Below are 12,974 nucleotides of genomic sequence, written 5' to 3' on the forward strand. Positions count from 1 at the left end.
GAAGCCGAAGCCGAAGCCGAAGCCGAAGCCGAAGCCGAAGCCGAAGCCGAAGCCGAAGCCGAAGCCGAAGCCGAAGCGGCTGTGGAACTGACCCAGGAAGAGAACTCCACTCCGCCGGAAGAAGCGCATCGTGAAGAGCCGCAGCAGGAAGAAAAACGCAGTGGATTCGTCCCCGCTTTGCTCGGCGGTGTGATCGCGGCGGGAATTGGATTTGCAGCCGGCAGCGCGGGCTTGTTCGGATCTGGTGATACAGATGCGCTTACGACGCTTGAGGCGAAGCTCAACGATCAGTCCACTCAGATCGAGGCGCTGACCAAATCCCTGTCCGACACAACTGGCGTCGACAGCAAGATTGCAGCGCTGACCGACCAGGTGACACCGATCACAACCGATCTGGATACGCTCAAATCCAGTGTCGATGAACTGGCGGGTAAGATCGATCCACTGGTCAGCCGCCTAAATAAAATTGAAAGCGATGCGCTGACCCAAGGTGCATCCCCCGAGGCTTCGGCAGCCTTTGAGGCCGAACTGAAAAAACTGCAGGACTCACTGGCGGCGCAGCGGGCCGAAGTGGAAAAAATGGTGTCGGACGCACAAGCGCTTGAGGCGAAAGCCTCGGCCGAGGCTCTGGCGGCGACAAACGCGGCGATCCTCTCACGCCTACACGGTCAACTGGATGCTGGTCAGCCTTACGCAGACCTTGTAGCGGAACTGAAGGCAGGCGGCGTTGATGTGCCTGAGGCGCTTGCCGGTCCTGCGGACAAGGGCGTTGCAAGCGTATCGACCTTGCGGGCATCGTTCTCACCCGCTGCGCGCGCCGCGTTGGCGGAAGCACGGGATGCGGACAAAGCCACCGGGCTGGTGGCGTTCCTACAGCGACAGACCGGGGCACGTTCGGTCACCCCACAAGATGGCGATGGCCCGGATGCGATCCTGTCGCGCGCCGAGTCGGCCCTGTCCAGTGGCGACGTCTCAACGGCCCTGACCGAACTTAAATCCCTGCCCGAAGCGGCGCAGGCAGCTATGGCTGATTGGGAGCAGGCAGCCCAGGCGCGGGTTTCCGCGGTGGATGCCGCCAATGCGCTTCAGCCTAGCGTGAACTCGAACTGAAGGACCTGCCATGCTGTGGTCACTGTTTAAGATTTTAGTTTTTGTTGCGATTATCGGTCTTCTGGCCGTGGGTGCGGGTTCCCTCATGGAAACCAGCGGTGGTGTACAGATCACAGCCGGCGGGACGGAGTACACTCTGGGGCCGTTGCAATCGGTCATCGCGCTGGGCGTTCTGGTTTTTGCAGTTTGGCTTTTGTTCAAGTTGCTGACCCTGTTGATCGCCACGCTGAAGTTCCTCAACGGAGACGAAACCGCCCTGTCGCGCTATTTCGACCGCAGCCGCGAGCAGCGCGGGTATCAAGCGTTGTCCGATGGTCTGATGGCGCTGGCCTCGGGCGAAGGGCGCGTGGCTGTGAACAAGGCCACCAAGGCGGAGCGGCTTTTGAACAAACCCGAGCTGACCAACCTGCTGGTGGCCCAGGCTGCCGAGATGAACGGTGACAGACAGAAGGCGGCTGACACCTACAAGAAGCTGGTGACAGATAACGCAACTCGATTTGTCGGTGTGCGCGGTATCATGAAGCAGAAACTGGCCGAAGGGGATGACGAAACCGCCCGTAAACTGGCCGAAAAAGCCTTGGCCATGAAGCCGCGCCATCTGGAAATACAGGACATTCTGCTGGGTCTTCAGACCAAGGCGCAAGATTGGGCAGGCGCGCGGTCAACATTGACTGCCAAGTTGAAATCCGGCCACCTGCCGCGCGACGTGTTCAAGCGCCGCGATGCTGTGCTGGCCCTGTCCGAGGCCAAGGGGATTCTGGACGAGAACGCCACGGTCGAACAGCAAGAGCGCGCGATTGAGGCGAACCGCCTGTCTCCTGATCTGGTGCCTGCGGCTGCAATGGCAGCGCGTGCTTACATCGAAAAAGGCAAACCGCGCAATGCGACCAAAATCGTGAAGAAAGCGTGGGAGGTGCAGCCGCACCCCGACCTCGCCCATGTCTTTGCCGAGATTGCGCCGGATGAAACGCCACATGAACGGATCAAACGCTTTACTGCGCTGACCCGCATTCACCCTGAGAATATGGAAACCCGTCTGATTTTGGCGGAGCTGAACATCGTGGCCGAAGACTTCCCCGAGGCGCGTCGCGCACTGGGCGATGTGGTCGAAAAGCAGGCGGATGCGCGCGGTTACACGTTGATGGCCGCTATTGAACGGGGCGAGGGGTCCTCGGACGCGGTAGTACAGGGTTGGCTGGCCAAGGCGCTGACTGCACCGCGCGGGCCACAATGGGTCTGCGACAATTGTCATGACATCCAGCCCGAGTGGGCTCCGGTCTGCCAGAACTGCAGCAGCTTTGACACGCTCAGCTGGCAAACACCGCAAACGCCGGAAATCGCAAGCGCGACGGGTGTTCATATGCTGCCTCTGATTGTTGGTGCGTTGGAAGACAGCAGCGAGCCGGAAGCTGAGGTCGAGGTTGAAGTGGAAGACGTCGAGGAACCGGTTGATCCCGAGATCATCGAATTGGATGTGGAACCAGTCCGCCCTGACGTCGAGCCCGTGGTCGAGAAACAGGCCTGACGCACTATTCCTCAGGCGAGTTCCTGACATAAGTCCAACGGTACGTCGGAGGTGTGGGGCCTTTGTTGCGGCCACCTTGCTGCATTTGCTCCCACGCATGTGCCAGTATCCCGACTGACCGGGAGAGGCAAAACAAACCACGCGCAAGCGGTGGTTCGAACCCAAGCTCTGCATAGATGACAGCCGTGGCCCCGTCGATGTTCATCGGGACGGGTTTGCCTTTGCGGCGTGCAAGCTCTGCCTCGATATCCAACGCGATTTTCCGGAAACGTCCGTCACAGGCGCCGCGTTCTACTGCCTCAGAGACCAGGACCATCAACCGCGGTGCGCGTGGATCGGTGGGTGTGTGAAACCGGTGGCCGAAACCCGGCAGTATCTTTCCGTGGTCGTCGATCCAGTCGTCAATCGCTGCACCGATCCCGCCCGGGTGGGACCCGACAAAGTGATACAGCTCAACCGCCTGCTCACCAGCGCCGCCGTGGATGTCGCCCAGCATGTTCACCGCGCTGGCCATTGCGTTGTTCAAAGGCAAACCGCAGGTCACAGCCATCCGGGCCGTCGCAATAGAAGGTGCCTGCGGTCCATGATCCACGGCGGCGACCAGGGCCGCTTCGAACAGATCTGCCTGCGCGGGTAACGGGCGGTTGCCGCGAACCAGAAACCAGATCATTTCAACGAAACTGAGGTTGCCGATCAGGTCCTCGATGGGTTCGCCGCGCAGGGCGATGCGTCCGGGTTCCATGTCAATGATGGATGTGCTCCACCAGTCGGATACATCGCTCATATCACACCATCCTTGGTCAGTTCCTTGATCTCATCCGGTGACAAGCCAAGTTCGGACCAGATTGAATCGTTATCCACGCCCAATTCCGGCGGTGAGACTTTCGGCATATTTCGCTGCCCGTCCATCACCACCGGGCTGCCTGCCAGCTGCATGTCCTCTCCGTGCACGTGCAGAGATCCAATCAGCCCCCGGTCAGAGAGTTGTTCGTCCGCCAACGCCTCGGGGACTGTCAGCACTTGCCCCGTGGGTACGCCCAAGCCATTCAATTCGCTGACCCACTCGCTCGCGGGGCGCAATTTCAGGGACTTCTCCAGCTCATGCCGCAAAGCGTGGCGGTTTCGTTTGCGATCTTCGCGTGTTGCATAGTCGGGGTCATCCAACAGGTCCTCGCGGCCAAGATGCTGGGCAAGGGTTTGCCATTGTTCATCGCGATTGGCGGCGATGTTGATCGGGCTGTCGGATGTGGCGAAGGTACCGGACGGTGCCGAGGTTGTGTTTTCATTGCCATGCGCGCCGGGCATCACACCGCCGACAAGGTAGTTGGACACAACCCATCCCATGGTCGAGATCACGGCCTCAGACATGGCAATATCCAGAAACGCACCGCGTGGTTTCGCGTTCAACGCAGCACTGATTGCGAAGGCGGCCGTCAGCCCCCCAACCGTATCAGCCAACGGATAGCCAACGCGATAGGGTGCGGTGTCTGGTGCGCCGGTGATAGACATGACCCCGCTGATGCCCTGAACGATCTGGTCATAGGCAGGGTCGTCGCGGCGGGGACCGTCCTGCCCGAACCCGCTTATTGCACAATAGATCAAGGTAGAGTTTTCGGTACGCAGAACGTCATACCCCAGACCCAACCGATCCATCACGCCGGGCCGGAAGTTTTCAACCAGAACATCCGCCGTTTTCACAAGTTGCTTTAGCAGAGCCTTGCCCCGACTGGATTTCATATCCAGCGTGACCGATTTCTTCTGCGCGTTCTGGGCCAGAAAGCTGACCCCCATACCGAATTTGTTCCGGTCAGGATCAGCCCCAAGCACACGTGCCAGATCACCGCTGACGGGGCGTTCGACCTTGATCACCTCGGCCCCCATCAAGGCCAGTTGGTAACAACAATACGGGCCAGCAAGCACGTTTGTCAGATCAAGAACCCGAACACCCCTGAGCGGTTCAGTCCCCATCAGCCACACCAGCGGCCCGTGCCCGTGCACGACGTGCGCGGTAGCTGGGCAGCAGAACCAGCAGGACGGCAATGGCAAGCAGGCCCAGGGTCATCGGACGTTCCCAGATAAACGCGATGCCATCATACAGCTGCATCGAGCGCGAAAAGTTATCCTCCATCATGCCGCCAAGGATGAACCCGATCAGCAGGGGTGCCAGCGGATAGTCTGCGAACTTTAAGGCCGTTGCGCATACGCCGAAACCCACCAGGATCAGCAATTCGGTGGCATTGTTCTGCCCGATATAGGCCCCCATCAGTGTGAAAAACAAAATGAACGGGATCAAATAGTTGCGCGGAACGGCCAGCACTTTGGCGATGTAGGGGATCAGCGGCAGGTTCAGGATCAGCAGGACGAGGTTGCCAATGAACATCGACATGATCACCGCCCAGAAGATCTGAGGCTCATCCAGCATTAGGCGCGGACCCGGGGTGACGTTCAAGGCAATCAAAGCACCCAGAAGGATCGCCGTTGTCCCGGAACCGGGAATGCCCAATGTCAGCAGCGGCACGAAAGATCCGGTGCAAGCCGCATTATTCGCCGATTCAGGCGCGGCCAGGCCTTTGATAGAGCCTTTGCCGAATTCCTCCTGCTCATCCTTGGGGGCAATGTTCCGTTCCACCGCATAGCCGAGGAAACTTGCAATTGTCGCGCCCGCGCCGGGCAGGACGCCAATAAAGAAGCCCTGCACCGATTGACGGCCGATGACCGGGGTGATGGCCTTTGCCTCGGCCTTGGTAATGCGCAGATCCTTGATCTTGCCGTCATCCCCTTTCAGGTCCTTGGGTTTAAGCACCAGGAACAATGCCTCGGGCAAGGCGAACATTGCCATGGCCAGAGTGATGAAGCCAAACCCGGATTGCAGGTCCATGATACCCATTGTGAAACGCGGAAGATTGAACAGCGCCCCCTCTCCGACGGTGGCCATGATCAATCCCATGGTCGTCATGATGATGGCCTTTGCCACTTGCCCCGAACCGGCAAAGGCTGCGATGGCCGAAAGACCTACCACCATCAGCGCGAAGTATTCGGCCGAATGGAACAGCAGAGCGACCGAAGACAGTGCCGGAGCAAAGACCATCAGCAAAATGGCACCGATCGTGCCGCCTGCGAAACTGGCGATTGCTGCGATGGTCAGGGCCTTGCCCGCCTTGCCCTGCCGGGCCATTGGGTAACCGTCAAAGCTTGAGGCCACGGTGCCCGCGACCCCCGGCGCATTCAGCAGAATGGACGACGTCGAGCCGCCGAAGATCGCGCCATAGTAAACGCCTGCCAACAGGATCAGTGCGGCGGATGGATCGCCCATCGAAATAGCAACTGGGATCATGATTGCGATGATCGACATTGGGCCCAGACCCGGAAGCATGCCGATAAACGTGCCGATCAGACAGCCCGCGACAACCATCAGCAGGTTTTGAATTGAGAATGCCGTTTGCAGGCCGATCAGAAGTCCTTCAAGCATGTCAGCCTCCGAACACGCCCGGCAGGGGGCGCATATAAATTCCAAGAACTTCCTGAACCAGATACCAGACGGATCCGGTTGCCACGAACGCGACAGGCAGCATGATGTGCCACTTGCGTTCACCCAGAATGAAAGACCCGAGGATCAGGAAACTGGATGTCGCGATCAGAAAACCGACCGGGCGCAGGCACAGGGCATAGACAACCATCAGCACCAGAAGAGAAATTGCCTGACCCAGGTGATATTCCCCAAGTCTGCGGTAATCGATATCGGCCTCTTTGACTTCGCTCTTTTCAAAGCCAAGCAGGATGATCGAACACGCGACCACGCCCAGAATCGACAGCACCTTTGGAAACGTGCTGGGCCAGATCGGATTTCTCTGCATGAAAGGAGGAAGACTTCCGTCCATCGTGAACCAGGCAGTGTACCCATATGTCAGGCAAACACCCAGTAAAATAAGCGCGATCCAGCGATCCAGCGCCATAACGTCCCCTCCCATGTATCTTGGTTTTTTGGGACGGCAGAGCGACCAAACGCTCTGCCGTAGATTGCCTTAGAGGAAGCCCAGCTTCTTCATCAGGTCGCTGATCTGCTGTTCCTGACCTTCCAGAAACGCTTCGAAATCTGCACCCGAGTTGTGGATGTTGACCCAACCGTTACGGGCACGAACCTCTTCCCATTCGGGTGTGTCATACATCTTGGCGATGGCTTGCTGATAGGCGGCCAGTTTGTCCTCGGGCAGGCCGGGGGCAGCAAAGAATCCACGCCAGTTCACGAAGGTGGTGTCGATGCCCTGTTCTTTCATGGTCTGTGCGTCAGGTGCTGCATCAACGCGTTCCTCTGCGGTCACACCGATGATTTTAACCTCACCCGCGTTGGCCAGATCGACGGCTTCGGAGAAGCCGGTCGACAGTGCGGCGATCTCACCCGACAACAGGGCAGCCATAGCTTTGCCGCCCGCGTCATAAGGGATGTATTTTACGCCCAGCGCGTCTTTGCCTGCGGCTTCCATGACCATCGCGGCGACCAGATGGTCCATGCCACCCGGAACCGAGCCGCCACCGATCGCGGTTGCGCCCGGATCAGCGTCATAGGCGGCCAGCAGGTCCGCCATCGAGTTGATCGGGCTGTCTTTGCCTACAACAATCGCTGCGTAGTCGCCGATCGTGCCCGAGACCAGTGTCAGGTCACGGAAGTTATGCGGGAACACACCGGTCAGCGAGCGGATCACGATGGGGGTCGAGTTGACCATCAGCGTGCCGTGGTTGCTGTCTGCGTTTTCGATCAGGAAACCGATGGCCTTGCCACCGCCGCCGCCCGACATGTTCTCATAAGATGCTGTGCCGACCAGACCAGCATTTGTCAGGGCCTCGCCTGTTCCGCGGGCGGTACCGTCCCAGCCACCGCCGGCGCCGCCGGGGATCAGAAAGTGGATGCTGTCGACGACTTCTTCGGATGCGGCAGGTCCAACCAGACCAATTGCTGCAACAGCTGCGATCAGGGCCCGACGGCCCAGGTTAAATGTTGTCATTATGTCCTCCCATTTGACAACTGGCCGCTCAGCGGCACAGATTATCCTGCACCTAAACACGCCAACCTGACATCAACCTGTCATGCAAAAAGAAACTGATTTTCGCCCATGAAATTTCTGCTTGTCGAAGACAATCTCGACCTCGCGAACGCGATCAGTTCCCGCATGCAGCTGGATGGTCATGTTGTTGATCACGCAGCAAATTTAGAGGATGCGCGCGCCTTTGTTGCGACCGAGGAATACGACCTTATCCTGCTGGATATCATGTTGCCCGATGGGGATGGCCGCGAGTTCCTAAGGCAGCACCGCGCAAGCCGTTTGGACACGCCGGTGATCGTTCTGACCGCGCGCAGTCAGGTGTCGGATCGAATCGGTTCGCTCGATCTGGGGGCGGACGACTACGTCACCAAGCCTTTCGATCATGCGGAACTTGAGGCCCGCTGCCGCGCCGTTCTGCGTCGGAAGTCCGGAAGCTCAAAGTCGACGATTGAAGTTGGCGGAATTATCTTTGATCCGGTTGCTGGTCATTTGACCGTCGATGGTGTCACGCTCTCCCTACGCAATCGCGAGTTGAGAATGATCGAGCTGTTCATAAACGCGCCGGGTCAGGTGTTTTCCAAGCAGAAGCTGGCGGACAGGTTGTTTTCTTATGATGACAACGTGTCGGACAACGCGATTGAGGTCTACGTCGGACGCCTGCGCAAGCATCTTGAAAAATCCCGCATGAAAATCACCACTTTGCGTGGACTGGGGTACAGGCTGGATCATGACGACTAGCGCAACCGTTTCGGGATCACTAAGAAATCGACTGGTGTTGACCCTGATCGGCGGGGCAGCGGTTTTGGCGATCCTTTTGTTCCTGACAGTGCGCAGCTATGCCGCAAAGGTCGCCCAACAGGGACAGGACGATATATTGGGGGCGTCCGTCTCGTCGATCCTTGATGCCGCAGCGCTTAGGGATGGTCAGCTAGAGGTGGATATCCCCTATGCCGCATTTTCCATGCTCAGCACGCCGTCGGATGACCGGGTGTTCTATGCCATTTATCAGGATGGAGAATTCTTGTCCGGCTACGATGATCTGAGCCTCGCAGATGGCCCGATTGAAGGCAGATGGGCCTTTCAAACCGGTCAGGTCCGCGGCGAGCGTGTCCGTCAGGTCAGCGCCAGCCGAGCGCTGGTCGGTTTGGGCCGCCAGACCGAGATTGAGGTCGCGTTGGGGCAAACGCAGGACGCGTTGTCCGATACGCTGGATCAGATTTCACGCAACGCGGCGTATTTGGGGATCGGGTTCTTTCTGCTGACCGCCGCGCTATCGTTCTGGGTGACATCATCAACGATCGGCCAGTTGAACAAACTGACGACCTCGGTCACACGCAGAGGTCCGCAGGATCTAAGCCCGTTCAAGAAGCCGGTGCCAAAAGAGATGGCGCCGCTGGTTACGTCGCTGAATTCGCTCATGGGCCGTCTGGACCAATCGCTTAGCCAATCCGAGGACTTTATCGCCGAAGCCGCGCACCGGGTGCGAACGCCGTTGGCGACGGTCAGGTCTTATGCCGAGGCAACCCTTCACCGCGTGGAACGGGAAGACAACCGCGAGGCCTTGAAGGCCATGGTACGTGCCATCGACGAAAGCTCACGTGCGGCGGGGCAGTTGCTGGATCATGCGATGATCACCTTCCGGGCGGATCATCTGGAACGAGAAGAGATTGATCTGGTCGTCCTGATCCGCGATCTGGTGCAGCGCCTGATCCCGATTGCCGAAATGAAGGAGCTGACGCTTTCATTGTCGGGTGAGCCGTCGGTTCCTTACTCGGGCGACTCGATCCTGATCCAGAATGCTGTGCGAAATATGGTTGATAACGCGATGAAATACGCACCATCTGACAGCGCTGTTGAGATCACGATCATTGCGCATCCCGAACCCCAGATACAGGTGCGCGACTCGGGTCCAGGCTTTCCGCCTGATGAAATCGACACGCTGACGCGACGGTTCGAACGCGGACAGAACGCGGTTGGGACCATCGGGTCCGGGCTGGGGTTGACGATCGCGCAGGATGTGGCAACGGCGCATGGGGGTTCGTTGATCCTCAAGAACCGATCAAAGGGGGGCGCATGCGTTATCTTATCGCTTTAGTATTGTTGGCTGTTCCCTGCCTCGGGTGGGCCGACGACTGGGAAGACCGCCTGGTCTTTAATGAAAGCGCCGATGGTCCACGCCTTCGCGTGATTTCCAGCACCGATACTGTTCTATTCGCCCCGGTGATCGAGGGGTTTGTCGCTGAGAACCCTCGGATTAGTGTCGAATACCTCGTTTCCGGAACCGCCGACATCAACCGTCGTGTCCGCGCAACGCCCGATGCCTTCGACGTGATCATTTCCAGCGCGATGGACCTGCAGTTGAAACTGGCAAATGACGGCTTTGCCCTGCCAATCGACGATGTCCCGGTACCACACTGGGCACAATGGCATCACAGCCTTTTTGCGTTCACTTCGGAACCCGCGACAATCGTGATCAACCGAACCGCGTTTGAAGGGCAGCCCATCCCCCAGACACGGCAAAGCCTGATCGAGGCCTTGCGCAAACGACCCGAAGAATTTCGGGGCAAGGTCGGTACCTATGACGTGCGCCAGTCTGGTCTGGGATATCTGTTTGCAACCCAGGATGCGCGCGCGTCTGAGACGTATTGGCGCTTGATGGAGGTTATGGGCGGCCTGGATGTGCAGCTCTATTGCTGCTCGGGCGAAATGATCAATGACCTAGCGGATGGCTCGATCCTGGTTGCTTACAATGTTCTGGGCAGTTACGCCGCCGTCCGAGCCGAGGGCAAAGACGCCCTTGAGGTCGTGTTACCGTCTGATTTTCAAACAATTATGATGCGCACAGCGATGGTTTCGAAAGCCACGCCAGAACCCAAAGCAGCTGAGTTGCTGCTGCGATACCTCGTAACTGAGCGGCCAGCAGTGGCCGAAGAGGCCAGCCCGCTTCCTCTTTTGCAGCGGAGTGATGGTTCAGACGGGCGCGAGACAATCGGTCTTGATCCTGCGTTACTGACCTTTCTTGACGGGTTGAAACGAACAAAGTTCCTTTCCGCTTGGGAAGATGCCGTTATTCAGTAATAAGACCGCCACCTAAGCCTGCCGGGTCGGTAAAAACTGAATCCGGCACCGATGCTGTTGGAATTCCTTTCCAACATCAATTGTCGCAATCAATTCCGTTTGCTAACGTCACCCACGCGTCGGGGAGGGCGTGTAAATCCAAATGTTGGACTATTCTCATAACGCTTGGCTTGTGGCGGCGTCTCTGGCTGTTGCGATGATGGCCGGATTCACAGGGCTTTATCTGACGCATGGGGCCTCAAAACTGGACGATCAGAAACGCAAACTGGTCGTGGCGTTGGCTGCGATCATTCTGGGCGGTGGCATCTGGTCGATGCATTTCGTGGCCATGCTGGGCCTGCAACTGCCGATCCTGTTTTACTACGATGCTTTGATCACCCTGATCTCAGCCCTGGTCGCGATCCTGATGGTTGGCCTTGCGCTGCTGATCCTGCATTTCCGTCCCCGTACGATGGGAACGATTGTCGGTGCGGGCGTGATCGTGGGTCTGGGGATTGTTGTCATGCACTACGTCGGTATGGCCGGGATGGAGCTGTGCCGCCCCGTTTACAACGTTTGGGATGTGGTGATTTCAACCTTGGCTTCGGTCGTTCTGTCGGTGCTGGCGATTTGGGTGGCCTATGACAACCGTACACAGCGCAACATTCTGCTGGGAACGGTGTGTTTCGGGTTGGCGGTCTTCACCATGCATTTCGTCGCCACCGGCCTGACTGATTTTGTCGCAAGCGATACCGCCGGTCGCGCTGGGCCGGCGCTAAACAATCAGGTGCTGGCGATGGGGGTCACGGTTTCCGTGTTCCTGATCTGTGGTGCATTCCTGCTAACGGGCATCACCTTCATCGAACCTGCGGCAGCAGACGTATCGCCCAGCGCGCCGGAACCTGCCCGGGAGCCAGAGCCCACATTGCGGGCCGGGGTTCCATTTGAGCGGGAAGGACAAACCTTTTTCGCCCAGCCTTCCAATATCGCAGCCATCCGGGCCGAAGGGCACTACACCGTTCTCTATATGAACGCCGAGAAACTGTTTTGCCCGTGGTCCATTACCGAAGCTGAATCGCGCCTGGCGCCTGACGGGTTTTTGCGGGCTCATCGCAGTTATCTGGTGAACCCCAAACAGGTCTCGCGGTTCGAGAGGCACAAGGACAACGGCACCTGCTATTTCGATGGTGTCGATGCGCTAGCCAAGGTGCCGGTCAGTCGATCCCGCCTGACGGACATTCGCGAGGCGCTGGGCCTTTGATCGCAGCTCGTGCAGCGCATTCGCATTTCGTGAAATAAGCCGCGCTCTCCGTTTCCACTGGCTGGAACGGATGGCTTCAGCGTTCTTTCCTTATCGCAGGTCCCCCAAGGCATACCGCTTGGACCCAGGGAGGAAAAACATGATACCAGCCGGTTTTGAGTATCACCGGCCAGGCGATATCGCCTCGGCCATTGGCATTTTGCAGGAACACGGAGATGAGGCGCGCGTGATCGCGGGCGGGCACAGCCTGATCCCGATGATGAAGCTGCGCATGGCCGAAATGGGCCACCTAGTCGATCTGCAAGCGATCGAGGAGCTGAAGGGCATCGAGGTTGGTGCCGACACGGTTTCGCTTGGCGCAATGGTGACCCAGCATGAGCTGATCACTCATGACGGCTTGGCTACAGCCATTCCGTTGATCCGAGAAGCCGCGCTGCAGATTGCGGATCCTCAGGTGCGATATGTGGGAACTGTTGGTGGGAATGTCGCCAATGGTGATCCGGGCAATGATATGCCGGGGTTGATGCAATGCCTGAACGCGACTTTCGAACTGTCTGGCCCCGATGGTCGCCGCAGTGTCGCTGCGCGTGAGTTTTATGAGGCCGCTTACTTCACTGCGCGTGACGATGAGGAAATCCTGACCCGGATTTCGATCCCGGTGCCGGGCGCGGGTGTGGGTCAGGCCTATGAAAAGCAGAAACGCAAGATCGGTGATTATGCGACAGCGGCAGCTGCCGTGATGGTTGGCAATGGTCAGGCCTCGGTCGCGATGACCAATCTGGCGGACACACCCGTCTGGTCTGAAAGCGCAAGCAATGCGCTGGCGGATGGGGATGTCAGCGGTTGTATCGCCGCGATGCTCGAAGCGATCGACCCGGTGGCCGACAATCGTGGCCCCGTCGAATTCAAGAAACACGTGGCCGCTGTGATGCTGCGCCGCGCCATCGAACGCGCGCAAAGCCGCGCGGGTTGAGGGGAGGAA

Annotated in this window: 12 protein-coding genes; 7 read left to right on the plus strand and 5 right to left on the minus strand. The window is 58.5% G+C overall.

Annotated elements, in window-relative coordinates:
* Positions 1-1,110 (plus strand): COG4223 family protein (locus AC2FLA_RS19045; RefSeq protein WP_496724349.1); only part of this gene is annotated, 1,110 nt, incomplete at its 5' end.
* A gap of 10 nt (positions 1,111-1,120) precedes the next feature.
* Positions 1,121-2,635 (plus strand): heme biosynthesis protein HemY, encoded by a 1,515-nt coding sequence (locus AC2FLA_RS19050; RefSeq protein ID WP_496724350.1) that lies wholly within the window; start codon positions 1,121-1,123, stop codon positions 2,633-2,635.
* A 4-nt stretch (positions 2,636-2,639) separates the two neighbouring features.
* Here AC2FLA_RS19050 and AC2FLA_RS19055 read toward each other — a convergent pair whose 3' ends face one another.
* From AC2FLA_RS19055 to AC2FLA_RS19075, 5 genes are all read right to left on the minus strand, one after another.
* Positions 2,640-3,419, minus strand: a complete 780-nt coding sequence (locus AC2FLA_RS19055) for a citryl-CoA lyase (RefSeq protein WP_496724352.1) — start codon at positions 3,417-3,419, stop codon at positions 2,640-2,642.
* Complete coding sequence (locus AC2FLA_RS19060; protein WP_496724354.1) at positions 3,416-4,603, minus strand: CaiB/BaiF CoA transferase family protein; 1,188 nt, start codon at positions 4,601-4,603, stop codon at positions 3,416-3,418. Before AC2FLA_RS19060 ends, AC2FLA_RS19055 begins: the two co-directional genes overlap by 4 nt.
* Positions 4,593-6,104, minus strand: a complete 1,512-nt coding sequence (locus tag AC2FLA_RS19065; RefSeq protein WP_058275183.1) for a tripartite tricarboxylate transporter permease — start codon at positions 6,102-6,104, stop codon at positions 4,593-4,595. The genes AC2FLA_RS19060 and AC2FLA_RS19065 overlap by 11 nt, the downstream gene beginning before the upstream one ends.
* Position 6,105: 1 nt before the next feature.
* On the minus strand, positions 6,106-6,588 hold the full coding sequence (locus AC2FLA_RS19070) for a tripartite tricarboxylate transporter TctB family protein (RefSeq protein WP_058275184.1): 483 nt from the start codon (positions 6,586-6,588) through the stop codon (positions 6,106-6,108).
* A 69-nt stretch (positions 6,589-6,657) separates the two neighbouring features.
* On the minus strand, positions 6,658-7,635 hold the full coding sequence (locus tag AC2FLA_RS19075; protein WP_058275185.1) for a tripartite tricarboxylate transporter substrate binding protein: 978 nt from the start codon (positions 7,633-7,635) through the stop codon (positions 6,658-6,660).
* Between the two features lie 108 nt (positions 7,636-7,743).
* On the opposite strand from AC2FLA_RS19075, the gene AC2FLA_RS19080 reads away from it, so the two are divergent.
* From AC2FLA_RS19080 to AC2FLA_RS19100, 5 genes are all read left to right on the plus strand, one after another.
* The gene (locus AC2FLA_RS19080; RefSeq protein WP_282121206.1) at positions 7,744-8,412 is read left to right on the plus strand and encodes a response regulator transcription factor; all 669 of its coding nucleotides are present in this window, start codon (positions 7,744-7,746) and stop codon (positions 8,410-8,412) included.
* Positions 8,402-9,769, plus strand: a complete 1,368-nt coding sequence (locus AC2FLA_RS19085; protein WP_496724356.1) for a sensor histidine kinase — start codon at positions 8,402-8,404, stop codon at positions 9,767-9,769. Before AC2FLA_RS19080 ends, AC2FLA_RS19085 begins: the two co-directional genes overlap by 11 nt.
* Complete coding sequence (locus AC2FLA_RS19090; protein WP_496724358.1) at positions 9,748-10,752, plus strand: ABC transporter substrate-binding protein; 1,005 nt, start codon at positions 9,748-9,750, stop codon at positions 10,750-10,752. Before AC2FLA_RS19085 ends, AC2FLA_RS19090 begins: the two co-directional genes overlap by 22 nt.
* Positions 10,753-10,894: 142 nt before the next feature.
* Positions 10,895-11,992 (plus strand): MHYT domain-containing protein, encoded by a 1,098-nt coding sequence (locus AC2FLA_RS19095; RefSeq protein WP_496724360.1) that lies wholly within the window; start codon positions 10,895-10,897, stop codon positions 11,990-11,992.
* Between the two features lie 139 nt (positions 11,993-12,131).
* A complete protein-coding gene (locus AC2FLA_RS19100; protein ID WP_496724362.1) occupies positions 12,132-12,965 on the plus strand; it encodes an FAD binding domain-containing protein in 834 nt (277 codons plus the stop codon).
* The last annotated feature ends 9 nt before the right edge of the window (positions 12,966-12,974 follow it).

This window comes from Ruegeria sp. CDSA033 (assembly GCF_059612305.1).